We start from the raw sequence: 24,358 nt of genomic DNA, 5'->3' as shown, positions 1-24,358 counted from the left end.
GCGGTCGGCCGTCGTCCGCAACCGTTCTTCACGCACATGACGCAGCCCGTGCTTGGCGTACTCCCCGATCTTCGATAAGTTAGGTGAGGCTTACCTAAGGAGGTTTCGAGATGGGTGACGAACAGGCAGCCTGGGCCGCCGGACCCGGCGCGGCCGAACAGGCCCGGTCGCTGCTGGCCACCACGTGGTCGTGCAGGGTGACCGCGGACGGCGGACGCGAGGAGTTCGTCGGCGCACACGGCGTCGCCGGCGACGGCCGGGTGCTGCTGCACGTACCCGAGGACAGCGCTCTGCTCGTGGCCGCGATCTGTGCCCCGCGCGGCGAGCCGTCCGCGGTGCTGGAGTTCGCCGATGTCGCGCCCGTCCCGGTGCGGAGCCGGATCCGGGCCCGGCTCTGGATGGCCGGCTGGTTCGCCTCCGCCGACGACCACCTCGTCTTCCACCCCACCCGGGTGGTGCTGCGCCGGCCCACCGGTGCGGTCGTCGTCGACCTCGACGAGTTCGCCGCCGCGAACCCCGACCCGCTGGCCGCCGCCGAGGCCAGACTGCTCACCCACCTCGCCGACGCCCACCCGGACGCCGTCGAGCGGCTCACCCGGCTCGTCGAACCCGAGAGCCTGCACGCCGCCACCCGCGTCCAGCCCCTCGCCGTGGACCGGCACGGAATCACTCTGCGCATCGAGCGCACCCGCGCCCACGGCGACGTACGGCTGACCTTCCACGCGCCCGCCGACGACGTCGCCCAGCTCACCGAGCGCATACACGTCCTGCTCGCCCAGGCCGGCGCCGCCGCCTCCTGCCCGCGGGCGCTACAGAGGCAGCGCGCAGACGGCGACCGGTGAGGCGAACGGCTCGCCTGCGAGCCGGAGTTCACCACTGTGCGCGTCGACCGTGAAGACACTCACGGTGCCGGACCGCTGGTTCGACGCGAACAGCAGCCGGCCGTCGGGGGAGAAGGCGATCTGCCGGGGGAAGTCCCCGTGCACCGGCACGGTGTCCAGCAGTCGCAGCCGGGCCCCGTCGGCCTCGACCGCGTACCGCGCGAGCGTGTTGTCGCCCCGGTTGGCCAGATAGGCGTAAGCGCCGTCCGCGGTGACCAGGAACTGGGCCGGGTAGTTGGTGGTGCCCGGGGTGCTGCCGGTGGACTGCGGTTCGCCGATGGTGAGGCGGCCGCTGGTTCTGTCGTAGCCGCAGACCGCGACAGTGTTGCCCACCTCGTCGGCCAGATAGGCGTACCGCCCGCCCGGATGGAAGGTCAGATGGCGCGGACCCGCCCCCGGCTTCGTGTGCGCCTGGGCGACCTCGGTGAGCGTGCCCTTCGCGAGGTCCAGGCGGTAGCTGTAGACCGTGTCGGTGCCGAGGTCCACGGCGAGGACATGGCCGCCGTCCGGGCTGGTGATGAACTGGTGGGCGTGCGGGCCCTGCTGACCGGGCCCGGGCGCCGGGCTGGAGTGCGTGACCAGGTCCGTGCGCTCACCGAGGGCGCCCGTGGCGTCGATCGGGTGCACGGCCACACTGCCCGAGGTGTATTCGGCGCTCAGCAGCCAGCGGCCCGAGGGGTGCACCGAGAGATGGCAGGGGCCCGCCCCGCCCGTGCTCCGGCTGCCGAGGATCTTCCGGTCGGCGAGGCGTACGGCGGTCACGGCTCCGTCCGTGCGCTCGTTCACCGCGTAGAGCGTGCGGCCGTTCGGATGAACGGCCAGATACGACGGGTCGGCGACCCCCGTGAGCGTGCCGGTGCCGGTGATCTCGCCGGTCGCGGGGTCGTAGCCGGCGAGTCCGATGCCGGTGCCGCCGCCGTCCACGGAGGTGTAGGTGCCGATGTAGAGCGGGCGGGGGGCCGAGGGCGCCTTCGGCGGGGTCTCGGCCACCGATGCCTGTGCCTGTGCCTGTGCCTGTGCCGGTGCGTTGTGCGGCCGCTGCCGGAGCGGTGCCGCCGGGGCCGGGACCGCCACCACCGCGGCGGCGCCCGCCAGCGCACCGACGAACCGCCGCCTGCTCCAGCCGCCGCCCGTCACTTCCGTACCACTGCCCATGCCCGCACCTCAGGTCGTCGGTCACCCCGGTCGTGACAGCAACCTTGGCGCGACCTCATGGTCAAAGGCAAGACGGACAACGGTCATTGCAGATGTTGCAATGACGTGTGGGCGGTGACGGCCCCGCGGTCACCAGTCGCCGTCCTCCACCGGCTTGCCCGGGGTGTCCTTGAGCGGGATCACCTGGCCCGGCGACGGCTGCTGCCAGGGCTCCAGGTCGTCGCCGAGCCAGTCGCCGACCGGCTTGACCGCCTCCAGGGCCTCCGTGGGGGCGAGATCCTCGGCGTCCTCGTCGTAGTAGTCGAACCAGGGCAGCCCCGCGCGGGTGTACGCCGCCCGGTCCACCGGCGACGGTGGGGGCGCCTCGCCCGTGATGCGGCGCCACTCCGGGGGCGTGACCAGGTGGACGAAGACGCGCCCGGCCGGGGTCTCGGACCAGTCCCGCAGCGGCCGGTCGTCCTGGTACACCTCCTGGTGCATCGAGCCGCCGACGCCGAGACCCATGGCTGCCCCGGCCGCCCTGGTGGACTTCCTTCTGCTGGTCACCGGGGCCCCACCCGGCGCGGGTGCCGCCATCTGCGGCGCCATGCCGAAGGCACCGACCGCCGGCACCCTGCGCATCCGCTCCCGCCGTCGCCGTTCCTGACGCTGGTACTCGGCGAGCGCCTCCTCGGTCAGCGGGAACGTCTGGAGCTGCACCCCGCCCCACACCTCCTCGCCCGTCACCTGGCCCTCCACCGTGGCGCCCAGCCCGAGCGGCACGGCCACGAACTGGCGGACCGTACCCTCTCCGGAGTTGATGCCGTCCAGCCAGGGCTGCCGAGGGAGTACGAGGTAGTTCTGAGGCTGCTGCGCGAGCCGGTCGCTCCACGGCCTGCCCGACACCGCGCACACCTTGCCGACGCCGACCTGGAGCGCGGCGGGCCGCGTCGTACCCGCGAAGTTCAGCCACATCGCCTCGCGCAGGTACACCGGCAGCAGCACCCCGCCGCGCGCCCGCCACTCCTCGGGGACCGTGTCCGGGAAATCGGCCACCCGCCGGACCGGGAACGTGCCGAGTCCCGGCGGCAGCGCGTGCGTGCCCGTCTCCGGCAGCCGCAGTGTGCGCATGAACTGGACCGCCACCCCGCCCGGCAGCCGCAGCGTGTCCTCGTCGATCCGCACCGCCGTATCGGTCACCGGCGTGCCCCCTTTCCGTACTTCACCGCTTCACCGCTTCACGACTTCTTCTCTTCACCGAGAACGTCCCGCGCCGCCCGTCCGGTTCCGCCGCAGCTTCTCCGGTACGCCCACCCGCTCGCGCAGCCAGGTCAGCCGCGGCAGCTTGGCGCGCTGCTCGCCGGAGACCCGGTCCAGCTCCTCCAGCAGCCGGCGGGTGCGGTGTTCGGTGTCCAGCTCGTCCAGGAGCCGGTTGACCTCGGTCAGCACGGCGCCGAGCAGCTGCCAGTTCCGGTCGTCGTGGCGGATCTCCTCCTGGAGCAGTTCGGCGAGCTTGTCGCGGGTGCCGGCCGCCGTGTGCAGCTCGGCGGCGAGCCGGGACTCGGCCGACTCGGCGTTCTCGCTGATGCTGGTGGTCACCAGCACCGCGAAGCTGACCACCGCGTCGGCGATCTGGGACAGCAACTGCTCCACGGCCGCCCCCGCGTCCGACGCGAACAGCGGCTCGGGCTCGCGGGCCTTGGCCAGGTCGGTGAAGGTGCGGGCCAGCACCCGCAGGACGACCGTACAGATCTCCAGCGTGTCCAGGCCGGTGCGCAGCACCACCCGGTGCAGCAGTCCCTCCCTGACCCTCGGATTGAGCCGCAGACTGTCCTCGGCCTGCCGCAGCGCCGCGTCCACCTCGACGATGGCGTGGTCCAGTCTGCGGGCCTCGTGCAGCCGCTCCGCCGCCCGCTGCCAGGGGGTGATCTCCACCGCCTCCTCGCCCATCCGCAGCATCAACTGCCGCAGCCGGCGCGCCAGCCCCTCGATCGACTCCCCGGCCTCGTCCACCCACACCGGGGGCGGAAGCAGCAGATTGCAGCCCATCCCGACGACCGCGCCGATCAGGGTCTCCACGATCCGCGCCCAGGCCGTACTGCTGATGGTGGTGACCCCGAGCACCAGCATCGCGCTGATCGCCACCTCGGGGATGTACTCGTCGACCCGCACCAGATGCCCCACCGCCAGCGAGGCCACGATCAGCAGCGCCAGGCTCCACCAGGTCAGCCCCACCAACTGGCTGAAGGCGATGGCGACCAGCACCCCGGCCACCACCGAGTTGACCCGGCGGAAGCCGTTGGTGAGGGTGGCGTACAGGGTCACCTGGACGACGAGGAGCGCGGTCAGCGGGGCGGTGAGCGGCGCCGGTTCCGGGCTCAGACGGAGCGCGACGACGTACGCGATCGTGGCCGCGGTGGCCGACCGCAGCGTCTGGACGACCACCGGATCCCGATGGCGCCGCAGCAGTCGCTCCAGCCCCTGGGCCCACTTCCGTACGTCTTGCATCCCTTGGCCTGTTCCCGTTCAGGTGTCACGTCGAACGTATTGTCCACGGATCACTCGCGCGCGCTAGTGGTGGGACGACCTCGCTGACCTCGCCGGCCTCGTCCGGGACCGCCCCGCTCCGGGAATAGGGCGATCCAGGCGCGGGTTCCGGACGTCGTAACGGCCGAAGACGATCACGGTGACCGACGGCCGCGGTCCGACAGCGGAGGGGGACATGTGCGGGCTATCGCATTCAAGGAGACCGGCGGACCGGAAGTACTGCGCCCGGTGGAGCTGCCCGACCCGGAACCCGGCCGGGGCGAGGTACTGATCCAGGTGTCGTACGCCGGCGTCAACTACGGCGAAGTGCAGCACCGCCTGGGTGACTTCGGCCCGCCCGAAGGCGAGACGGTGACGGGTCTGGAGGTGTCCGGGACGGTGGTGGCGTCGGGTGCGGACGTGACGGGCCTGAAGCCCGGCGACGAGGTCGCCGCGTATCTCCCGGACGGCGGCGGCTATGCGGAGTACGCGCTCGCGCCGGCGCCGTTCGTCTTTCCACTGGAAGGGCTGGGCCTCGCCCTCCGTACGGCTGGTGCCGCACCCCTCGTCCTGACGACGGCGTACGGGGTCCTGGCGGGCGCGGGCCGGATCGCCTCCGGCGACACGGTGCTGATCCATGCGGCGGCCGGCGGGGTCGGGTCGGCCGCGGCACAGCTTGCCCGGTCGCTGGGGGCGGCGGCGGTGTACGGGACCGTGAGCACGCAGGAGAAAGCGGAGTACGCGAGGCGCTTCGGCTACGACGACGTCTTCCTGCGGGACGGCTTCGCCGATGCGGTGCGAGAGGCGACGTCCGGCCGGGGCGTGGACCTGGTCCTGGACCCGGTCGGCGGCCCCACCCGGCTGGCGAGCTTCGAGGTGCTGGCCCCGTTCGGCCGGGTCGCGGTCTACGGCGAGGCGGGCCGCCACCCGGACCTCACTCTCCCGGTCCTCCCGCTGTGGAAGAACAACCGTGCCCTGACCGGCTACAACATCGGTGACCTCGGCCGCCGGGCCCCCGAGACGCTCAGCCGGCACACCCTCGCCGCGCTGGGTGAGGTCGCATCAGGTGCCGTACGCATCGACATCACGGCCGAGTACGACCTGGCCGACGCGGCGAAGGCCCAGCGACTGCTGGAAGCGGGCGAAAACAGGGGGAAGGCAGTGCTGAGGGTCCGGCGCTGAGCAGCGAAGCGGCCGGCTCCGACGGGCCGACCCCGCGGTGACATGGCCACGACCCGGCCGACCATGATCGGCTGACGTCGGCCGACACCGGGCGAGAGGAGAGGGGAGTCGATGGGACTCGGGGACATCGAGGCGGCGCGGGCCGCGGCCGCGTTGCGTCACGTGGCCGCGCTCTCCTCGGGACCGGCCCTGGACTCCGGTCTGCGCATCACCCTGAACCTCCACCCCGACCGGATGTCGGCCGGGCTGCCGGTCCTCGAAGCGCTGGCCCGGGACGGCGTCTACCACTCGCAGTTCGTCACCGGCACCAGCAACGGCGGGCTCACCGCGCACCCGGGCGGTGACCGCTGGCGCTGGGAGAGCCGGATCTTCGCCGGGATCTACGACGACGCCGACCCGGCCGAGCGACCGGTGTACGGCGCGCTGAACTTCCGCCGCCAAGTCGTCGGCGCGGCCCCGCGGTTCGGTTCCTCGCACCTTCGACTGACCGGCCCGGCACTGCACCGTGCCACCTTCTGCTACCCCGACAGCGCGGCCGAGCCGACGGACTTCGGCGTCGCCGCCGGAACGCATCTGCTCGGCCTGGCCGAGGCCGACGAGCAGGACGCCCTCAACGACTACGTCGAGGTACAGGTGCACGGCGGTGTGCGGCTCGACCGGGATGTGGAGGCGCTGATCCTGGACGCCGGTTACCGCAACACCCCGGTGGAGGCGGCGGCCCGCCGGCTGCCCTTCCCGGTGGAATGGCACCCCGGCTACCGGCTCACCGTGCCGGAGCTGCGCCGCCACGCCGACTACCGGGGCCCGGAGTACGCCGAACTGGGCGCCCTGATCGCCGAGAAGGGCGTGATCGATCCACGGATCATCGGGGACGCGGCCCGCACCGGGCGACATGAGATCCAGGACCTCAAGATGGTCTGGCACACACTCGCTCGGTTCGGCGCCCCGGAAGGCGCGGGCACCGCCTGTTCCGAAAAGTCCGCCTGTACCACCGACTCCACCTACTCCGCCGCGTCCACCTACTCCGCCGGCTCAGCCTGTTCCGCCGGCGCCGGCGGCCAGACACCGGGGGTCAGTACCCCCAAGGCGTAGGCGCGGGCGACCAGTTCGGTGCGGTTCGCCGCGCCCCAGCGGGCCGACAGCCGACGCAGATGATAGGTCACGCCGTCCTTGCTCAGGCCCAACTCGCGGGCCGCGTGCGCCGTGGTGGCGCCCCGTGCGAGGAGTGCCAGCACCCGCCCCTCGACCGGGGTGACCCGCGCGGGCTCCGACCCGGACACCTCGCGGTCGCCCGCCACCCGCAACATCACCAGCAGCGCCGGCGTCTCGCCGACGGACTCGCTCACCGGGTCAGCCGTCAACTCCCCGTACCGCTCGGTGCCGTCGGGCGCCCGCCACCGTACCGACACCTGGTAGCGCGAACGGTGCCGCAGCCGCAGCGCCTCGGCGATCCGCTCCACCTGGGCCTCCTCCTGCGGACGGAACAGGTCCAGCACGTCCCGGCCGCGCAGCCGCCCCGGCGTCGTACCGCACTCGGCGGCCATCGCCGGGTTGGCGAGCACCACCAGGCCGTACACATCGCACACCGCGACCGGCACCGCCACCCGGTCGAACAGCGTCAGGGCGCGGTTGCGCCACACCACGCCGTCGAGCCCGCCCGCCTCCATGCCCACCTCAGCTCCTGTCCGCTTCATCCAAGGCGACGACCCAGGTCAGAGGCAAGCCGACCGGACCGGCGCAAGACCCGGCGAGCACTTTCGACTGCACGATCGTGTAGTGCGACGGTGCTGTGCCCGCCTCCCGGAGGACCACGCTGGAGCACAGGATTTCCGTACCGCGAAAGGCAGTTGTCGCGCCATGCCCCCCACCGCGCCGCACACCGACACCGCACCCGCCCTGCTCGGCGTCCCCGTCGTCGACATCACCGCCACCGGCCCCGGCCGTACCCCGATCCAGCAGGTCATGGACCTGATGCGGGAGCACGGACCGGTCCTCGTACGACGGTTGCACGGACGGGACACCCTGTTCGTCGCCGACGCCGACCTGGTCGCCGACCTCGCCGACGAGGAACGGTTCGCCAAGCACGTCGGGCCCGCCCTGGAGAACGTGCGGGCCTTCGCCGCCGACGGACTGTTCACCGCCTACAACGACGAGCCCAACTGGGCCAAGGCACACGACATCCTGATGCCCGCCTTCGCCCTCGGCTCGATGCACACCTACCACCCGGTCATGCTCGAGGTCGCCCGCCGGCTGATCGACTCCTGGGACCGCGCGGCCCGCGACGGACGCCCGGTCGACGTCCCGGACGACATGACCCGGATGACCCTCGACACCATCGGCCTGGCCGGTTTCGGCTACGACTTCGGCTCGTTCGAGCGCGCCGAGCCGCACCCCTTCGTCGAGTCCATGGTCCGCTGTCTGGAGTGGAGCATGACCCGGCTGGCCCGCAAGCCCGGCGCCGACCACTCGGCGGCCGACGCGGCCTTCCGCGACGACGCCGACTACCTCGCCCAGGTCGTCGACGACGTCATCGCCTCCCGCACCGGCACCGACCAGAGCGAAGCAGCGGACCTCCTCGGCCTGATGCTCTCCGCCCGGCACCCCGAGGACGGCACCACCCTGGACCGGGCCAACATCCGCAACCAGGTCATCACCTTCCTCATCGCGGGCCACGAGACCACCTCCGGCGCGATGTCCTTCGCCCTGTACTACCTGGCCAAGCATCCGACCGCGCTCCAACTGGTGCAGCGCGAGGTGGACGCCCTGTGGGGCGACACGCCCGACCCGGAGCCGACGTACGACGAGGTCGGCCGCCTGACCTACACCCGGCAGGTGCTCAACGAGGCGCTGCGGCTCTGGCCGACCGCGGCCGCGTTCGGCCGGCACGCCCTTGCGGACACCCTGCTCGGCGGGCGGGTCCCGCTGAAGGCCGGGCAGGCGGTCACCGTGCTCGCGCCGATGCTGCACCGCCAGCCGGTCTGGGGCGACAACCCCGAACTGTTCGACCCCTCCCGGTTCACGGCCCAGGCCGAGGCGGCCCGGCCGGTGCACGCCTTCAAGCCCTTCGGCACCGGCGAACGCGCCTGCATCGGAAGGCAGTTCGCCCTCCACGAGGCGACCATGCTGCTGGCCATGCTGGTGCACCGCTACCGGCCGCACGACCACGCGGACTACGCGCTCACCGTCAAGGAGACCCTCACCCTCAAGCCCGAGGGCTTCACCCTGACCCTCACCCCGCGCACCCCCGCCGACCGTGTCCACCAGCCCCTGCCGGGCGCCCTGCCGACCATCGCCCAGGAGGCGCACGAGTCGACCGCGCTTCCGGCCCGCGTCCGCCCCGGCACCGGCGCACTCCTGCTGCACGGCAGCAACTACGGCACCTGCCGCGGCTTCGCCGCCGGGCTCGCCGACGAGACGGCCGAGATCGGCTGTGTCACCGAGGTCGCGGCCCTGGACGCGTACACCACCGGTCTCCCGACCGACCGGCCCGTCGTCATCACCGCCGCCTCCTACAACGGCCGCCCCACCGACGACGCCACCGCCTTCGCCGCCTGGCTCGACGGCAACCCCGACCTGACCGGAGTGACCTACGCCGTGCTCGGCGTCGGCGACCGCAACTGGTCCGCCACCTACCAGCACTTCCCGACCCGCGTCGACGCCCGCCTCGCGGAACTCGGCGCCACCCGGCTCACCGAACGGGCCGCCGCCGACGCCTCCGGCGACCTGACGGGCACGGTCCACGCGTTCACGGCCCGGCTGCGCACCGCACTGCTGGAGCGGTACGGCGACCCCGATGCCGTCTCCCCGGCGGAGCCGGAGCCCGCCGACGTGTACGAGATCCGCACCCTGACGGGCGGCCCCGTCAACGCCCTCGCCGAACGGCACGGGCTGGTTCCCATGACGGTCACCGAGGCGTACGACCTCACCGCCCCCGGCTACCCGCGCACCAAGCGTTTCCTGCGCATCGCCCTGCCCGAGGGCGTCGCCTACCGCACCGCCGACCATCTGACCGTGCTGCCCGCCAACGCCCCGGAACTGGTCGCCCGCGCGGCCGCGGCCCTCGGCGTCGACCTCGACACCGTCCTGGACATCCGCGCCACCCGCCCGCGCCGCGACGGCCTGGCGGTCGACCGCCCGGTGACGGTACGCCAACTCCTCACACAACACGTCGAGTTGCAGGAGTGCCCGAGCGCCCAGCAGCTGTCCCTCCTCGCCGACGCCAACCCCTGCCCGCCCGAGAAGGCCGCCCTCGCCTCCCTGGGCGACGACCCGCGCACCCTCGTCGAGATCATCGAGGACCACCCGGCGCTGCGCGGCGCCCTGGACTGGCCCCGGCTGCTGGAGCTCCTGACCCCGCTGAAGCCACGCCACTACTCGATCTCCTCGTCCCCGGCCGCCGACCCCCGCCATGCCGACCTGATGATCTCCCTCCTGGAGGCTCCCGCCCGCTCCGGCAAGGGCACCTACCGGGGTACCGGCTCCGGCCACCTCACCTCGCTCCGCCCCGGCGACACGCTGTACGCCCGTGTCCAGCCGTGCCGGGAGGCGTTCCGTATCGACGACAGCGCACCGGTCGTCATGATCGCCGCGGGCACGGGCCTGGCCCCCTTCCGGGGCGCGGTGGCCGACCGCACGGCCGCCTGCGCGGCCGGCACCCGACTCCCGCCCGCCCTCTGCTACTTCGGTTGCGACGCGCCCGAGGCCGACTTCCTGCACGCCGAGGAGTTGTACGCCGCCGAGTCCGCCGGGGCCGTATCACTGCGACCGGCCTTCAGCACCGACGGCACCTTCGTCCAGCACCGCATCGTCGCCGAGGCCGACGAGGTGTGGGCCCTGCTGGCGGCGGGTGCGAAGGTATATGTCTGCGGGGACGGCGGCAGGATGGCACCGGGCGTGCGCGACGCGTTCCGCACGATGTTCCAGGACCGTGCTCCTGGCGAAAACGCCGATGAATGGCTGAACTCCCTGGTGGCGGACGGCCGATATGTGGAAGATGTATACGCCGCGAACTGATCGACGCCGTCGTTCTGCAGCGCCCCGTCAGGGGCGCGGGGAACTGCGCGATCAGCCCCACCGGTCGGCTGCTCGCGCACCAACCGTACCCACCACCCTCGAAGCCCTTAGCTCACAGCGTGAACTAAGGGTTGGGAAAATATCGCTTCCGGCCCCCCGAAGGAGTATCTTGCAGGTCGGGAAGGGTTCGTGAAGGGAGCCACATGGCGGGGCGGAACGGGCGCACGGTACGCGACCTCAGGAGGGCCAACCGCACGGCCGTGCTGCAGCGGCTCTATTTCGACGGCCCCCTCAGCCGCTTCGAGCTGGGCCCGGCGACGGGCCTGAGCTCCGGATCGGTGAGCAACGTGGTCGCCGACCTGGTCGCCGACGGCCTGGTCGAGGAGGCCGGCAGCGTCGACTCCGACGGCGGCCGCCCCCGCACCCTGCTGCGCGTCGCCCCGCACAGCGGTCACATGATCGGCGTCGACGTCGGCGAGACCCGGGTCCGCGTCGAGCTGTTCGACCTCACCCTCACCGAACTCGCCCGCGTGGAGCGCCCGCTGGCCCAGCAGGGCTACGACGTCGACGTGATCGTCGGCCACATCCGGGACGGCATCGACGAGGTCCTCGCCACCGAGGGTGCCTCCCCCGAGCTGCTGCTCGGCGTCGGCGTGGGCGTTCCCGGCATCGTCGAGCACACCGACGACCGGGGCGCGGTCGTGCATGGCCAGACCATCGGCTGGGACGCCGTCCCGCTGGAGGAACTGCTCCGCTCCGGCTGCCAACTCCCGGACTCCGTGCGGTACTTCATCGACAACGGCGCCAAGACCCTGGGCCAGGCCGAGATGTGGTTCGGCGCGGGACGCGGCGCGGACAACGCGGTCGTGGTCCTGTTCGGCTCCGGCGTCGGCGCCTGCCTGGTGACCGCGGAGGTGGAGCACGGCCGGGCCGTCGAATGGGGGCATCTGACCGTACGGGTGCGGGGCCGCCGCTGCCGCTGCGGCGCGCTCGGCTGCCTGGAGGCGTACGCCGGTGCCGAGTCGCTGCTCGCCCGCTGGCGCGAGGAGGGCGGCCGTCCGGCCGAGGGTCTCGACGAGGAGAGCGCGCTCACCGCGATGCTCGCCGCCGCCTACCCGCCCGAGGGCGCCGAGCCCGACCCGGTCGCGCTGGCCGTCCTGGAGGAGACCGCCGAGTACCTGGGCGCCGGCCTCTCCGACCTGATCAACCTCTTCCAGCCCGAGCGGATCCTCATCGGCGGCTGGGCCGGCCTCCAGCTCGGCGCCCGCTTCCTGCCCGCCGTACGCCGGTACGCGACCACATACGCGCTGCGCCACCCCGCCGAGCAGGTCACCATCGACCTGGGCCGGCTCGGTCCGGACGCGGTCACCGTCGGCGCCGCGATCCTGCCTCTCGCCGACTTCTTCAGTCGCGGCGGGCGCCGTGCCGAACCGGTGACCGAGGACCGGCTCCCCGCCTGGCGCACGGCACTGGAGGAGCGCTCCCCGCGCTGAGACGCACCCCGTTTCGGGACTCCGGGAGGAGGTACTCGCACAGCACCCGGATCGACGCGAGGGGAGTAAGCCGTGGGCGACCGACGGGACGGCAGGCCCGTACCCCGGGACATGCAGGACCAGCAGGCCCGGCCGGACGGCCGGGACCCGTGGGACGCGGCCGAGGGCCGTCGCCCGGACGACCGCGGCGAGGACGCCGGCCTCCCCGACACCGACGAGGCCGGGACAGGACCCCGGGGTGCACCGCGCTCGGGGGCGGTACACCCCGGGGATCCGGTGCCCGACGAGCCGTCCGGCTGAGCGCGGGGCGGCCATGACCCGGGAGTTAATCGTCCGGGCGTACGGGCGCCGTGAGGATGAGGTCCGTAGGAAGTCCGCAGGACCCACCCCGGGAGGCCCCCATGAGTTCATCGACGCCGGGCGCGGGGCGCGGCGTGCGGCGGCCTGAGCACGGCCGGGTGTCAGGCGAAGGCGTTCACGCCCGTCAGCTCCGCCGAGAGGTCCCACAGCCGGGCCGCCTGCTCCCGGTCGACCGCCCAGGCCTTCACACCGGTGGGCTCGCCCTCCACGGCCGTCCCGGCGATGTCGCAGTCCTCCAGGTACACCCCGCCCATGCCCGCCAGCTGCGGGGAGGTGGCCGCCCAGGTCTGGGTGGCCGCACCCTGCGCGGGCGTCTTGAAGCCCTGGGGGTTGAGCACCGTGCCGTGCTCGTCGATCCAGCCGCGCTCGATCATCTCCTCACGGGGGATGTGGCGCTGGAGCGGGGTCATGATGCCGCCGGGGTGCAGGGAGAAGGCCCGCACACCGGAGCCCTGGCCGAGCCGGTCGAGATGCACGGCGAACAGCACGTTCGCGGTCTTCGCCTGGCCGTAGGCCTGCCACTTGTCGTAGCCGTGCTGCCACTGGACGTCGTCCCAGCGCATCCCGGAGAAGTGGTGGGCACGGGACGAGACCGACACGACCCGGGCGCCGCCGGGTTCGATGGCCGGCCAGAGCCGGTTGACGAGGGCGAAGTGACCGAGGTGGTTGGTGGCGAACTGCGCCTCCCGGCCGGGCCCGACCCGGGTCTCGGGGCAGGCCATGATCCCGGCGTTGTCGATCATGAAGTCGACGGTCCGGCCGGAGGCCAGGAACCGCTCGGCGAAGCCGCGCACACTGTCCAGGTCACCGAGGTCCAGCTGGTCCACCTCGACCCGGTCCAGGCCGGACAGGGCCTCCCGGGCGGCCTCGGGGCGCCGTGCGGGCACCACGACATGGGCGCCCGCCCCGGTGAGGGCCTTCGTGGTCTCCAGGCCGAGCCCGGAGTAGCCGCCGGTGACGATGGCGAGCCGGCCGCTCAGGTCGAGGCCCGCAAGGACGTCTTCGGCCGTGCTCTCCGCGCCGAAGCCGGAACCGATCTTGTGCTGAGGAGTCGTGGTGTTCATGACTTGAACGCTACGAATTGGAGTGCGCTCGAAGTCAAGCGGAGATCTTGAATTCCCGCGAAAGGCCCTGAAAGGGGCGGAGCGGGCGACGGAAAGCCCCGGCCGCGACGGGGGATTCGCGGCCGGGGCGGCCGGGTGGTGGGCACGAATGGCGGTCGCCTCTCGGCGAAACGCTCCACAGGGCTTCAGCCGGACGATCGTCCCTGTGGGCAAAAGGTGAGGCCCGGGGACACTGTCCCATCCGCACCCACGGCTGGTTCAACGGACAACCACCCCGGACTGTTCCATGCCGCTACGTGATCCGCATCACCGCCTGGTCGGCGGGCTGTCCGGCAGTGAGCCGGGCGGGTGAGCGGTTCGCCCGTATCTTCATCAAGCATGCGCAAATATCCGGGCAAATCCTCGGTCGGTGACGCGTCGGCCACCTGGGTCGTCTGCGGGGCCATGCCTTTGACGGACTCCAGGTGCCGGCGCCGTACCAGCAGGAAGGCGAGCCGTTCCGGCGCCTCGACGGGGGTCTGGAGCGCCTCCGTCGTCAGGGGGCTCTCGCAGGTCACTTCCGCCCGGGAGATCTACCCTCGATTGCATGACCGAGATAGCGAGCCCCCACATCTCCCAGCCGCGGATCCTGGTGCTCGGGGTCATGACCGGCAAGCCGGGGACCCTTCCCTTCCGCATCGTGGAGATCGACGGCGAGGTGGTCGCCGAGGCGAGGGACATCACCGAGGTGCTGTCGGTCGCCGCGGCCTACGGCATCACGGTCCATGACCTCGACGACCCGGGCGTGGTCTGCTGGGTGGGCGGGGACAAGTTCACCTGGAAGCCCCGCTCACCCAGCCGCTAGAGCACTGCTCTCAGCCGACCGTCCACTTCTGGTTGGCGCCGCCCGAGCAGGTCCAGATCTGCAGCCGGGTGCCGTTGGCCGAGTTGTTGCCGGTGACGTCCAGGCACTTGTTCGCCTGCGGGTTCACGATGTCGTTCGCCGACGAGACGGCCCACTTCTGGGCAGCGCTGCCGTTGCAGTCGTAGAGCTGGACCGCGGTGCCGTCCGCCGTGCCGCCGCCGGTGACATCCATGCACTTGCCCAGCGCGCGGATCGTGCCGTCGCTGCCGACCGTCCACTGCTGGGCGGCGCTGCCGTTGCAGTCGTAGAGCTGGACGGCGGTGCCGTTGGCCGAGTTGGCCCCGGCCACGTCCACGCACTTGCCGGCCAGGCCCTTGATCGCGACCCCGGTCGCCGTGTTGCTGGTCGTCACCGACACCGAGTCCACGACCAGCTGGGCCGGGAAGGAGGTGGAGCTGTCCGGGTCGCCGGGCCAGTAGCCGCCGACGGCCAGGTTCAGGATCAGGAAGAACGGCTTGTTGTTGTAGACCCAGGTCTTGCCGTTCAGGTCGGCGGGCGTGCGGGTCTCGTAGACGTTCCCGTCGACCGACCAGGTGATCGAGTTCGGTGCCCAGTCGACCGCGAAGGTGTGGAAGGCGTCGGCGAAGGCCTGGCCGTTCGGCAGCGAGTAGGCCGCGCCTATGCCGCCGGAGCCGGAGTAGCCGGGGCCGTGGATGGTGCCGTGTACGGTCGACGGCTCGAAGCCGACGTTCTCCATCACGTCTATCTCGCCCGAGTCCGGCCAGTTCACCGGGGTGCCGAGCATCCAGAACGCGGGCCACATGCCCTGGCCGCGTGGGATCTTCATCCGGGCCTCGACGTGCCCGTACTGGGCGTTGAACTTCCCTGAGGTGTTCAGCCGGGCCGAGGTGTACTGACAGGTGCCGTACCAGCACTGGTAGTTGGCGGGATTCTCCTTCTTGGCCGTGATGACCAGGTGCCCCTGGCCGTCGAGGGCCGCGTTGTTGGTGCCCGAGGTGTAGTACTCGCGCTCGTGGTTGTTGACGTTGTCGCCGGTCTCCGAGTTCCACTTCGAGGAGTCCACCGCCGAACCGGCGGGACCGTCGAAGTTGTCGGAGAAGGTCGTCACGGCGGCCGCGGCGGTGCCGGCGGCCTCGGCCCGGTGCGCGGGGCCTACCGCGACGGACCCGACCAGGGCGGCGGACAGGGCGGCGAACAGGCATCTGCGGAGCAGTCGTGGGGAGGCCACGGCCCATCCTTCCGTCGGCGACCGGACGCGGGGGGCGGCCGGCCGAGGTGGGGGGTGAAGGCGTCGCCTCTTGATTTAAGAAGTGAGATAAGTAGCGCGTCAAGAGTTTGGTACGGACCAGTGTCGAACGGCCGCACGACTGGCGACTGGCGACTGGCGACTGGCGACTGGCGGTCGCGACGGCCGACGGCCGATGAGTGCCGACCGCCGACCGCCGTGCCGGACCGGGGCTACGCCTTGGGCTTTCGCGCGTGCACCGCCCGGCCGAGCCGCCGGCCCAGCAGCAGCCAACCGATCAGCGCACCCGAGGTGTTGAGGATGACGTCGTCCACGTCGAAGGCCCGGCCGGTGACCAGCGCACCCTGCGCCATCTCCACCAGCAGCATCACGATCGCGGTGAGCGCCAGCACTCGCAGGATCCCGCGGGCGTTGGGCGCGAGAACCGGCACGAGGATCCCGAAGGGGAGGCCCAGCATGACGTTCCCGCCGATCTGCTTGACGGTGTCACGGACCGAGGGCTGGTCCAGATAGAGCTTGATGGTGGTGCCCGGGTGCAGATTCGTGTGCGCGATCGACACCGACGCCGGGGACGGGTCCAGGGTCAGCCGGGCCAGTACGGCGGCGAACGCCACCATCGCGGCGAAAGCGATCGCCATCGCCAGCAGGCGCAGCGGGAGGGGGAGCGGGCGACGCTCGGAGCCGGTCCCGGCGGGGGCGGTGCCCTTCTTGCCGGTGTCGTTCTTCTTGCCGGTGTCGATCCTCTTGGCGGTGTCGCTCTTTTTGGCGGTGCTGCCCGGTTTGCCGGTGCCGCCGGGCTTGCGGGTCCTGGCCGTGCCGCCCGGTTTGCCGGTGCCGGCCGCCTTGCCGATGATGTTCTTCTTCCCGGAGCCGGCCGGCTTGGCGGCCTTCCCCTTCCCCGGAGCGGCGGAAGGCTCGGCCCCGCGGGCCTTGACGACGCGTACGGCCTTGGTGAACACCCCGGGCTTCTTGCCGGTGTCCCCGTCCCTCTTCGTCTCCTCGGTGGTCTCGCCCTTGGTGAAACGCAGGCGCGAGGCGGCGCTGGCCATTGGTCCTCCACTCTTCAACTTTCCGGCGTGATAAGCCAGTTACCCGCGAAAAGCCCGACGATGCCGGATCGGGCAGCGCCCCGGCCGCCGTCCACTGGACGGCGGCCGGGGTCCTGCTGCCAGCCGATCACACCGTGCCGTAGGACACATGCACCTCCGTGAAGCCGAGGGAGTGCAGCAACCCCTCCAGCATGCTGGTGGTGTTGGTCTCCGCCCGGGTGGTCAGTCCGCTGTCCTTGGCCGCGTCGGAAATGTGCTTCACGGCCAGCTTCTGCACCGCCTGCTCGCTGTTGGGGTTGTCCGAGAACAGGTCGCCGAGCCGGTCGAGGAGACCGCGCTGCTTGGAGACGGCGTAGGAGTGGTCGGCGTCCAGGGTCGCCTTGCCGAGCTGGGCGTGCGGCAGCCGGATGGTGGCCTCGGTGCGGTCGCCGTTGACCGTCACGTCCTTCTGGCCGATCTGCCCGAGGTCGACATAGGCCTCCACGGTGCCCGCCCCGACGTACAGGGTGCGGGTGCCGCGGATCGCGCTGGGCAGGTACTTGGCGTCCTTCTCCAGGTCCACGACGACCTGGAAGTTGCCGGCCGCGGCATCGTAACGGCTCATGTCCTGGATGGACTTGAGCAGCGCGGGACCCGTGTTGTCGCGGGACTCCGTGCCGAACAGGTCCTTGATGCCCGGCAGTACCGCCAGTTTGATCCCGGCGAACAGCACCACGAGCACCAGTACGAACGCCGTGACCAGCTTCGCCCAACCGGGCATGCGCCGGGGCCGGGCCTTGACCGGAGTCCGAGTCTCCTTCGTGGAGCTCTCCTTGGTGGAACTCGCCATGTGACGGCCCTCCTTTCAACGACACGAATGCCCGGCAAAAGCCTTGCCAGACCGTGTTGTTGGCTGATTGAGACAGCTGACGCAGGACTGATACACGCTTTAGCGTGGAGTGACTGCCCGTCGGCGTGCCAGGAGCCCCGGATGACCGCAGACAGCACCTCTCGACCCTTATGTCCCATGCACCGTATGGTGTATCCCGAGTCCGGTCCGCCGCGGCCCGCCGCCCTGGCCACCGGTACCCCGGTATGGCTCGTCACCCGCTACCACGACGTCCGCCAGGTGCTCATGGACGCCCGGTTCGACCGGAGTTCCCTGCACGCCGAGGACGCCCCGCCGCTGCTGGCCGTACCGAACCTGCTGAGCGACCCGGACGGACTGGTGAACCAGGACGGTCCCGGGCACCAGCGGCTGCGCGGCACGGTCCAGCGGGCGTTCACCCCGCGTGCCGTCGCACGCTGGCGCCCCTGGGTGGCATCGGTGGTCGAATCACTCCTCGACGAACTCGCAGCCACCCCTCGGCCGGCCGACATCGTCGAAGGGTTCACCCGGCCCCTGCCCGTATCGGTGATCTGCCGGCTGATGGGGCTCGACCACATCGACAGCGAACGCATCCGGCACTGGGCCGACCACGCGCTGTCCGGGGGAGCGCACAGTGCGGAGGAAGTCAAGGCCGCGATGGGGGAGTTCGCCGACTTCGGGGCGGAACTGGTGGCACAGCGGCGGACGCGGCCGGGTGACGACCTGGTGAGCGGGCTGGTGGCGGCGGGTGACTCGCTCGGCATCGAGGAACGCCAACTGGTCGCGCTGGTCTGCGGTCTGGTGGTGGCCGGGCACGAGACGACGATGTCCGCGCTCGGCAACATCGTCGTCTACCTCCTCACCGACGGGCATGCCGACTGGCCCTCTCTCGCGGTGGACGAGGAGGGTGCGGCCACCGCGGCCGAGCAACTGCTGCGCACCGTGCCGATCAGCGAGGGCCGGGTGCTCCCCGGGCTGCTGCGCAGGGCCGTCCAGGACACCGTGGTGGGCGGCGTCACCATCCCGGCGGGCAGTGTCGTCGCCGTCCAGACCAACTCGGCGAGCCGTGACCCGGACGTCTATCCGTCCGGACCACCCGACCTCACCGCACCCCTGCCCGTGCCCGGCGTGATCTTCGGCGCCGGACCCCACCACTGTCTGGGCGCCTGGCTGGCCCGCCTGGAGATCACCCTCGCCCTGCACCGGCTCGCCGTCCGCTTCCCGGGGCTGCGCGCCGAGTTCACCCCCGCGACGATCGACTGGCGCGAGGGCCGGCTGACCCGGAGCCCGCGGTGTCTTCCCGTGTCGTGGTGAGGGTCGCCCGGTACACGAACGCGGGCGGCAGGTTCGGCCACACCACCCGGGTCCGCCGCACCGTGGCGAACCTGTCGTGGAGCGCCGCGGCGAGCCGGCGGCCCGGCGGGGTCCAGGCCGCGTGCAGATAGGCGAACGTCGTGAAACAGCCGCCGGGCACGAGCGCCCCGGCGACCGCGTCGAGGGTACGGTCCCGTTCGGCCGCCGCCATCACGGTCCACGGCAGCCCGGACACCACCGCGTCCACCGGCGCCCCGGCCGCCCCGGCCAGCTCCGCGGCCGCCCCCTTGACCACCGTGAGCCGCTCGTCGCGGTGCGTGGCGAACAGCCGGTCCGCGAGCACGGGGTTGAGCTCGATGGCGACCAGCCGGCCGTCCGCCGGCAGCTGCCGCAGTATCTCCCGGGTGAACACGCCCGTACCCGGACCGAGTTCGACGACGAGCCGGGCCGTTTCGAGGCCGGTGTGCTGGGTCATGGCCCTGGCCAGCCGACGCGAGCTGGCGGCCACCGCCCCGGTGGTGAGAGGACGCCTGAGGAACTGAGTGGTGATCGACACGACCGCCACACTCCGCGGCGCCCGGGTAACCCCGCGTCCTGCCCCGGGCCGCACCGGGTGGCACTGCCGGCCCGCCCCGGGTCGTACTCAGGGGCCCGACGGGTCGTCCCGTGGGAGGAGTTCTGTGCCGTCTGTGGGCTGACGCCTGCGCCGGACCCGCCGTCGTAGCGTGGATCGGTGCTTCGCCTGATCGAGAACCTGCCGGGGTGGCGGCTGCGTCACCCCTGGCTGACCGACGCCCTGCTGATCGCCCTGGTCGTGGGACCGCCCGTGATCCGCGCCCAGCCCGGCTGGCGGCCGGTGTGGGTGCAGCTCGTCGTCTACGCCGGCTTCGTGGTCCCCCTGTTCTGGCGGCGCACCCGGCCGGTGCTCGCGGCCTCGGTCGTCACGGCGGCCTTCTGGGCGCAGTATCTCGGCGATGTGTGGGGACGGGAGCCGGGGCGCGGGGTGCTGGCGCTGAGCGCGGTCCTGTACACCCTGGTGGTGCGCGGCCTGCGCAGGACGGCCACGGTCGTCGCGGTCTGCGCCGCGTCCTGTGTGCTGCTGTGGGTGCCGGACTGGCTGTCCGACTCCGCGACGGCCGGCCCCGACACCTGGTTCACCCCGGCGCTGGTGGTCCTCTGGCTCGCCGGCTCCTGGATGCTCGGCGCCTATGTGCGGGCCCGCCGCGCCTATCTCGCCGAGTTCGCCCGCCGCGCCGAGCTCACCGAGTCCCGCCGGGCGGCGCTGGCCCGTGCGGCGGCCGCCGAGGAACGCGCCCGGATAGCCCGCGAGATCCATGACGTGCTGGCCCACGGAGTCTCGGTGATGGTCCTCAACGCCGAGGGCGCCCGGCTCGCCCGCGCCACCGACCCCACCGCCGCCGACCGGGCCCTCGCGGTGATCGGCACGACCGGCCGGGAGGCACTCGGGGAACTGCGCCGCCTGCTGGACGTCCTCGGCCCGGACGGCGAGCAGGAGCAGGTCCGCGCCCCGGACCTGACGGACCTGCGCACCCTCGCCGACCGCTGTGGTGCCCGCCTCGACGTGTGTGGGGACCCGGCCGGGGTGTCCGCCGACGCGGTCGAGCAGACGTACCGGATCGTGCAGGAGGCGCTGACCAACGTGACCAAACACGCCTCGCCCGGCGCCCGGACCCGGGTGCGGATCGACCTCGGCAGCCCCGGACCCGGCCGCCGGGTCCGGGTCCGCGTCGACAACTCGGCCGGCACCGGCACCGCACCTGTGGCGCTGCCCGTCTCGGCCGGACGAGGTCTGGCCGGGATGCGGGAGCGAGCGGCCCGCTACGGGGGAACGGTGGCCGCGGGACAGCGTCCCGGCGGCGGCTACCGCGTGGACGCCGTCCTGCGCCCCGAGGCGGTGACCGCGTGAGCGGGACGTCGGCCGCGCCGTACCGAGTCCTGCTCTGCGACGACCAGGAACTGATCCGCACGGGGCTGCGCATGGTGATCGGCAGCCAGCCCGACCTCATGGTGGCCGGAGAGGCCGCCGACGCGCACACCGCGCTGGAGCTGTGCGCCGAACTCCGGCCCGACCTGGTCCTGATGGACATCCGGATGCCCGGCCTGGACGGGCTGGCGGCCACCCGCGAGCTCTGCTCCCGCGGTCCGGCGCCGAAGGTACTGGTCGTGACCACCTTCGACCTCGACGAGTACGCCTACGGCGCCCTGCGCGCCGGGGCCTCCGGCTTCCTCGTGAAGGACGCGGTGGGCGAGGAGATCCTGGTGACGGTCCGGGCGGTGCTGCGCGGCGAGGTGATGTTGGCACCCTCGGCGGTACGGCGGATGGTGGAGCGGTTCGTCCTGCCCACCGCGCCCGCAGCCGAACGGGACCGACTGGCCCTGCTGACCGGGCGCGAACGGGAGGTGCTCGCCCTGGTCGCCCAGGGGCTGACCAACGGCGAGGTCGCGGCGCGGCTGTTCCTCGGCGAGACCACGGTGAAGACCCATCTCGGCCGGGTCCTGGGCAAGCTGGACCTGCGGGACCGGGTGCACGCGGTGATCTTCGCCTACGAGAGCGGACTCGTCACGGTCGGCGGCTGAGGATCGGGGCGTGGCGAATCACCGTGCCGGGTGCCGGGTGCCGGTCGCGCGGTAGCCACCCGGCGGCCCGTCGTCCGACGGCGTACGGCGACCCGCTCATCGGCGGCGCGCTCCCCGGTCGGTCAGGCCCGCGTCGCCAGCTCCGCGATCCGGTGTGCCGACGGTGAGCCCGGATCCGCCGTCACCAGGACGACCTCCTGGTCGTCCTCCGGTACCAGCAGGACGTCGCAGTTCAGCCGCAGCCGCCCCAGCTCCGGATGGTCGACGACCTTGGCGCGATGCCCCGGGGCATGCACCGGATGCGTCGCCCAGATCCGCCGGAACTCCTCGCTTTCCGCCCGCAACTCGCCCAGTAGGGCGGCCAGTTGCGTGTCGTGCGGATAGCGTTCGGTGGCCCGTCGCAGCCGGGCCACCACGATGTGCCCGAACTCCTCGGCGCTGGAGCTCTCGTACATCCGTCCCTGGCCCAGGAAGCGCCGTCGCGCCAGGTTGGTCGTGCCGTGCCCCAGGTCGCCGCCGAGCAGCAGTTGGGCGAGGGGGTTCCAGGCCACCAGGCCGTAGGTCGCGTCAGTGACGATCGCCGCGGTGTCGGGCAGCCGCTCCAGCATCCGGGCCACCTGCGGGCGCACCTGTCGGGGCGCCGAGGTGCCGGGCGGCGGCGCGGCCGAGCCGGCCAGCCGGAAGAGGTGGCTGCGCTCGGCCGGGGCCAGCCGCAGGGCCCCGGCCAGGGCGTCCAGGATCCGCGGGGAGGGGCGCGGGCCACGGGCCTGTTCGAGCCGGGTGTAGTAGTCGACGGACATATGGGCCAGCTCGGCGACCTCCTCGCGGCGCAGACCGGGCGTGCGGCGCGGGACGGGGCCCGTCGGCAGCCCCACGGTCCGCGGGCTCAGTCCCGCCCGGTGCTCCCGCAGGAAGCGGGCCAGTTCCTGCCGCGCCATACCGTCGCCTCCCTGGTCCGCCTGGTACAGGTGGTCCCTGGCAGGACGGACGCGGCCGGGGAACCGTGGCTGTCATGAACGATCGCACAGCACTCGTCACCGGTGCCAACAAGGGCATCGGCCTGCAGATCGCCCGGCTCCTCGCCGGGGAGGGCTTCACCGTCCATGTGGGCGCCCGGGACGCCGGGCGCGGGGAGCGGGCCGTCGAGGAGATCGGCGCAGGCGCCCGGCTCCTCGTCCTCGACGTCACGGACCCGGGCAGCGTCGAGCGGGCCGCCGCCCGGGTCGAGCGCCTGGACGTCCTGGTCAACAACGCCGGTGTCCAGCCGGTGACCGGCCCGCCCGCCGAGACCGGCGTGGCGGACTTCCGGCGGACGTACGAGACCAATGTCCTCGGTGTCGTGGCGGTCACCAACGCCTTCCTGCCCGCCCTGCGCCGCTCCGCCCGCCCCCGTGTCGTGAACGTCTCCAGCGGCACCGCCTCCCTCACCTGGAGCACCCACCCCAATCCGCAGTTCGCCCACGGCAGCCCCAGGTCCGCCGCCTACCGCTCCTCGAAGGCCGCCCTCAACGCGCTGACCGTGTTCTACGCCCAGGAACTGGCCGGGGACGGGATCAAGGTGAACGCCCTCGCCCCGGGACGGCGGGCCACCGACCTGGTCCCCGGGATCACCGGCGGCGGGGATCCGGCCGAGGCCGCGCGTGGGGCCGTACGGCTGGCGCTGCTGCCCGACGACGGGCCGACCGGCGGGTTCTTCTCCTGGGACGGCACACCCGTGCCGTGGTGAGCGCGCCACGGTCCGTAGCATGAGGCCGTAGCCCGTGATGATCATGCGAGGAGCGGATCGTGCGAGACATCGCCGTCTTCAGCGGCAGCGCCCACCCCGAGCTGGCCGAGGAGGTCTGTGCGCACCTCGGGGTGCCGCTCAGCCCGACCCGGGTCAGCAGGTTCGCCAACGACTGTCTGGAGGTGCAGCTCCAGGCCAACTGCCGGGAGCGGGACGTCTTCCTGATCCAGCCCCTGGTCCGGCCGGTGCAGGAGCACCTGGTGGAGCTGCTGATGATGTGCGACGCGGCCCGGGGCGCCTCGGCAGGCCGGATCACCGTCGTCATGCCGCACTACTCCTACGCCCGCTCCGACAAGAAGGACGCCCCGCGCATCTCGCTCGGCGGCCGCCTGGTCGCCGACCTGATGGTGGCCGCGGGCGCGAGCCGGGTCCTCGCCATGACCCTGCACGCCCCGCAGGTGCACGGCTTCTTCTCGGTGCCCGTCGACCATCTGCACGCGCTGCGGGAGCTGGCCGCGCACTTCCGGCGGTACGACCTCTCGCGCACCACCGTCGTCTCGCCCGACCTGGGCAACGCCAAGGAGGCCGCCGCCTTCGCCCGGCTGATCGGCGCCCAGGTGGCGGCCGGTGCCAAGCAGCGGTTCGCCGACGACCGGGTCACCATCAGCTCGGTGATCGGCGATGTGGCCGGGCGGGACATCATCGTGCTCGACGACGAGATCGCCAAGGGCAGCACGGTGCTGGAACTTCTTGACCGACTGCGGGAGTTGGGGCCCAGGTCCATTCGAGTTGCGTGCACGCACGGGCTGTTCGCGGCCGGGGCGCTGAAGCGGCTGAGCGAGCAGCCCGACGTGCTGGAGATCGTCTGCACCAACACCGTGCCGGTGCCCGCCGAGGAGCACACCGACAAGTTGCGGATCCTGTCCATCGCCCCGGCGCTGGCCGAGGCCGTACGCCGGATTCACAACGGCGAGTCCGTGAGCGCCCTGTTCGACGAGCCGCGCAACCTCTAGACAGGAAGGAGGAGTTGTAGCGCTGAACCGCGCTCGGCGGCACCGAG

Annotated in this window: 22 protein-coding genes; 12 read left to right on the top strand and 10 right to left on the bottom strand. The window is 72.3% G+C overall.

Going from position 1 to position 24,358, the window contains the following annotated elements; genetic code table 11:
• Positions 1-110 precede the first annotated feature (110 nt).
• Positions 111-842: a DUF2470 domain-containing protein gene (locus ACIRR9_RS08515; protein ID WP_403748967.1), complete on the top strand. Its 732-nt coding sequence runs from the start codon at positions 111-113 to the stop codon at positions 840-842.
• Here the strand turns inward: ACIRR9_RS08515 and ACIRR9_RS08510 are convergent.
• The 3 genes from ACIRR9_RS08510 to ACIRR9_RS08500 form a co-directional block, all read right to left on the bottom strand.
• Positions 810-2,036 (bottom strand): lactonase family protein, encoded by a 1,227-nt coding sequence (locus ACIRR9_RS08510; RefSeq protein WP_403748965.1) that lies wholly within the window; start codon positions 2,034-2,036, stop codon positions 810-812. The two genes, ACIRR9_RS08515 and ACIRR9_RS08510, sit on opposite strands and share 33 nt — an antisense overlap.
• Before the next feature lie 129 nt (positions 2,037-2,165).
• On the bottom strand, positions 2,166-3,215 hold the full coding sequence (locus ACIRR9_RS08505) for a hypothetical protein (protein WP_403748964.1): 1,050 nt from the start codon (positions 3,213-3,215) through the stop codon (positions 2,166-2,168).
• A gap of 54 nt (positions 3,216-3,269) precedes the next feature.
• Positions 3,270-4,523 (bottom strand): aromatic acid exporter family protein, encoded by a 1,254-nt coding sequence (locus ACIRR9_RS08500; RefSeq protein WP_185149478.1) that lies wholly within the window; start codon positions 4,521-4,523, stop codon positions 3,270-3,272.
• Positions 4,524-4,739: 216 nt separating this feature from the next.
• On the opposite strand from ACIRR9_RS08500, the gene ACIRR9_RS08495 reads away from it, so the two are divergent.
• Together ACIRR9_RS08495 and ACIRR9_RS08490 are read left to right on the top strand one after the other, a co-directional pair.
• Positions 4,740-5,723: a zinc-binding alcohol dehydrogenase family protein gene (locus tag ACIRR9_RS08495; protein ID WP_403748962.1), complete on the top strand. Its 984-nt coding sequence runs from the start codon at positions 4,740-4,742 to the stop codon at positions 5,721-5,723.
• 111 nt (positions 5,724-5,834) lie between these two features.
• Positions 5,835-6,815 carry a DUF3626 domain-containing protein gene (locus ACIRR9_RS08490; protein WP_403748960.1) on the top strand — a complete coding sequence of 327 codons (981 nt, stop codon included), beginning with the start codon at positions 5,835-5,837 and terminating at the stop codon, positions 6,813-6,815.
• On the opposite strand, the gene ACIRR9_RS08485 is transcribed toward ACIRR9_RS08490, so the two are convergent.
• Positions 6,743-7,390 (bottom strand): PAS domain S-box protein, encoded by a 648-nt coding sequence (locus ACIRR9_RS08485; protein ID WP_403749032.1) that lies wholly within the window; start codon positions 7,388-7,390, stop codon positions 6,743-6,745. The genes ACIRR9_RS08490 and ACIRR9_RS08485 overlap by 73 nt on opposite strands.
• Positions 7,391-7,580: 190 nt before the next feature.
• On the opposite strand from ACIRR9_RS08485, the gene ACIRR9_RS08480 reads away from it, so the two are divergent.
• The 3 genes from ACIRR9_RS08480 (at position 7,581) to ACIRR9_RS08470 (ending at position 12,529) form a co-directional block, all read left to right on the top strand.
• Positions 7,581-10,736 carry a bifunctional cytochrome P450/NADPH--P450 reductase gene (locus ACIRR9_RS08480; protein ID WP_403748958.1) on the top strand — a complete coding sequence of 1,052 codons (3,156 nt, stop codon included), beginning with the start codon at positions 7,581-7,583 and terminating at the stop codon, positions 10,734-10,736.
• Between the two features lie 203 nt (positions 10,737-10,939).
• A complete protein-coding gene (locus ACIRR9_RS08475; RefSeq protein WP_403748956.1) occupies positions 10,940-12,229 on the top strand; it encodes an ROK family protein in 1,290 nt (429 codons plus the stop codon).
• Between the two features lie 111 nt (positions 12,230-12,340).
• Entirely contained in the window at positions 12,341-12,529 is a 189-nt protein-coding gene (locus ACIRR9_RS08470; protein ID WP_403749030.1) for a hypothetical protein, read from the top strand.
• A 161-nt stretch (positions 12,530-12,690) separates the two neighbouring features.
• On the opposite strand, the gene ACIRR9_RS08465 is transcribed toward ACIRR9_RS08470, so the two are convergent.
• Positions 12,691-13,653, bottom strand: coding sequence for an SDR family NAD(P)-dependent oxidoreductase (locus ACIRR9_RS08465; RefSeq protein WP_403748954.1), 963 nt, complete (start codon positions 13,651-13,653; stop codon positions 12,691-12,693).
• A 586-nt stretch (positions 13,654-14,239) separates the two neighbouring features.
• On the opposite strand from ACIRR9_RS08465, the gene ACIRR9_RS08460 reads away from it, so the two are divergent.
• Positions 14,240-14,497, top strand: coding sequence for a hypothetical protein (locus ACIRR9_RS08460; RefSeq protein ID WP_365342037.1), 258 nt, complete (start codon positions 14,240-14,242; stop codon positions 14,495-14,497).
• Between the two features lie 10 nt (positions 14,498-14,507).
• Here ACIRR9_RS08460 and ACIRR9_RS08455 read toward each other — a convergent pair whose 3' ends face one another.
• The 3 genes from ACIRR9_RS08455 to ACIRR9_RS08445 all read right to left on the bottom strand — a co-directional run bounded on the left by ACIRR9_RS08455 (position 14,508) and on the right by ACIRR9_RS08445 (position 17,642).
• A complete protein-coding gene (locus ACIRR9_RS08455; protein WP_403748951.1) occupies positions 14,508-15,746 on the bottom strand; it encodes a ricin-type beta-trefoil lectin domain protein in 1,239 nt (412 codons plus the stop codon).
• A gap of 230 nt (positions 15,747-15,976) precedes the next feature.
• Positions 15,977-16,504, bottom strand: a complete 528-nt coding sequence (locus ACIRR9_RS08450; RefSeq protein ID WP_403749027.1) for a VanZ family protein — start codon at positions 16,502-16,504, stop codon at positions 15,977-15,979.
• Positions 16,505-16,940: 436 nt separating this feature from the next.
• Complete coding sequence (locus tag ACIRR9_RS08445) at positions 16,941-17,642, bottom strand: DUF4230 domain-containing protein (RefSeq protein WP_394365492.1); 702 nt, start codon at positions 17,640-17,642, stop codon at positions 16,941-16,943.
• Between the two features lie 141 nt (positions 17,643-17,783).
• Here ACIRR9_RS08445 and ACIRR9_RS08440 point away from each other — a divergent pair, with 141 nt between their 5' ends.
• Positions 17,784-18,974 (top strand): cytochrome P450, encoded by a 1,191-nt coding sequence (locus ACIRR9_RS08440; RefSeq protein ID WP_403748947.1) that lies wholly within the window; start codon positions 17,784-17,786, stop codon positions 18,972-18,974.
• Here the strand turns inward: ACIRR9_RS08440 and ACIRR9_RS08435 are convergent.
• The gene (locus ACIRR9_RS08435) at positions 18,901-19,530 is read right to left on the bottom strand and encodes a class I SAM-dependent methyltransferase (protein WP_403748944.1); all 630 of its coding nucleotides are present in this window, start codon (positions 19,528-19,530) and stop codon (positions 18,901-18,903) included. The genes ACIRR9_RS08440 and ACIRR9_RS08435 overlap by 74 nt on opposite strands.
• A gap of 177 nt (positions 19,531-19,707) precedes the next feature.
• Here ACIRR9_RS08435 and ACIRR9_RS08430 point away from each other — a divergent pair, with 177 nt between their 5' ends.
• Positions 19,708-20,901 (top strand): sensor histidine kinase, encoded by a 1,194-nt coding sequence (locus tag ACIRR9_RS08430; RefSeq protein WP_403748941.1) that lies wholly within the window; start codon positions 19,708-19,710, stop codon positions 20,899-20,901.
• A complete protein-coding gene (locus ACIRR9_RS08425) occupies positions 20,898-21,572 on the top strand; it encodes a response regulator (RefSeq protein WP_403748938.1) in 675 nt (224 codons plus the stop codon). Before ACIRR9_RS08430 ends, ACIRR9_RS08425 begins: the two co-directional genes overlap by 4 nt.
• 122 nt (positions 21,573-21,694) lie before the next feature.
• Here the strand turns inward: ACIRR9_RS08425 and ACIRR9_RS08420 are convergent, their stop codons facing one another.
• Entirely contained in the window at positions 21,695-22,510 is an 816-nt protein-coding gene (locus ACIRR9_RS08420) for a helix-turn-helix transcriptional regulator (protein ID WP_403748935.1), read from the bottom strand.
• Between the two features lie 74 nt (positions 22,511-22,584).
• On the opposite strand from ACIRR9_RS08420, the gene ACIRR9_RS08415 reads away from it, so the two are divergent.
• Positions 22,585-23,298 carry an SDR family oxidoreductase gene (locus ACIRR9_RS08415; protein ID WP_403748933.1) on the top strand — a complete coding sequence of 238 codons (714 nt, stop codon included), beginning with the start codon at positions 22,585-22,587 and terminating at the stop codon, positions 23,296-23,298.
• Between the two features lie 59 nt (positions 23,299-23,357).
• On the top strand, positions 23,358-24,311 hold the full coding sequence (locus tag ACIRR9_RS08410; protein ID WP_403748930.1) for a ribose-phosphate diphosphokinase: 954 nt from the start codon (positions 23,358-23,360) through the stop codon (positions 24,309-24,311).
• The last annotated feature ends 47 nt before the right edge of the window (positions 24,312-24,358 follow it).

The organism is Streptomyces sp. NPDC101234, assembly GCF_044767525.1.
Lineage (GTDB): Bacteria > Actinomycetota > Actinomycetes > Streptomycetales > Streptomycetaceae > Streptomyces > Streptomyces sasae.
Note: the sequence above shows the minus strand (reverse complement) of the source record. Positions and strands in the feature narration are given on the sequence as shown.

Bases quoted from the DNA above. Each gene is read 5' to 3' on its own strand.
- ACIRR9_RS08515 (WP_403748967.1), top strand. From the start codon at position 111: ATGGGTGACGAACAGGCAGCCTGGGCCGCCGGACCCGGCGCGGCCGAA.
- ACIRR9_RS08510 (WP_403748965.1), bottom strand. From the start codon at position 2,036: ATGGGCAGTGGTACGGAAGTGACGGGCGGCGGCTGGAGCAGGCGGCGG.
- ACIRR9_RS08500 (WP_185149478.1), bottom strand. From the start codon at position 4,523: ATGCAAGACGTACGGAAGTGGGCCCAGGGGCTGGAGCGACTGCTGCGG.
- ACIRR9_RS08490 (WP_403748960.1), top strand. From the start codon at position 5,835: ATGGGACTCGGGGACATCGAGGCGGCGCGGGCCGCGGCCGCGTTGCGT.
- ACIRR9_RS08485 (WP_403749032.1), bottom strand. From the start codon at position 7,390: ATGGAGGCGGGCGGGCTCGACGGCGTGGTGTGGCGCAACCGCGCCCTG.
- ACIRR9_RS08480 (WP_403748958.1), top strand. From the start codon at position 7,581: ATGCCCCCCACCGCGCCGCACACCGACACCGCACCCGCCCTGCTCGGC.
- ACIRR9_RS08475 (WP_403748956.1), top strand. From the start codon at position 10,940: ATGGCGGGGCGGAACGGGCGCACGGTACGCGACCTCAGGAGGGCCAAC.
- ACIRR9_RS08470 (WP_403749030.1), top strand. From the start codon at position 12,341: ATGCAGGACCAGCAGGCCCGGCCGGACGGCCGGGACCCGTGGGACGCG.
- ACIRR9_RS08465 (WP_403748954.1), bottom strand. From the start codon at position 13,653: ATGAACACCACGACTCCTCAGCACAAGATCGGTTCCGGCTTCGGCGCG.
- ACIRR9_RS08460 (WP_365342037.1), top strand. From the start codon at position 14,240: ATGACCGAGATAGCGAGCCCCCACATCTCCCAGCCGCGGATCCTGGTG.
- ACIRR9_RS08445 (WP_394365492.1), bottom strand. From the start codon at position 17,642: ATGGCGAGTTCCACCAAGGAGAGCTCCACGAAGGAGACTCGGACTCCG.
- ACIRR9_RS08440 (WP_403748947.1), top strand. From the start codon at position 17,784: ATGACCGCAGACAGCACCTCTCGACCCTTATGTCCCATGCACCGTATG.
- ACIRR9_RS08420 (WP_403748935.1), bottom strand. From the start codon at position 22,510: ATGGCGCGGCAGGAACTGGCCCGCTTCCTGCGGGAGCACCGGGCGGGA.
- ACIRR9_RS08415 (WP_403748933.1), top strand. From the start codon at position 22,585: ATGAACGATCGCACAGCACTCGTCACCGGTGCCAACAAGGGCATCGGC.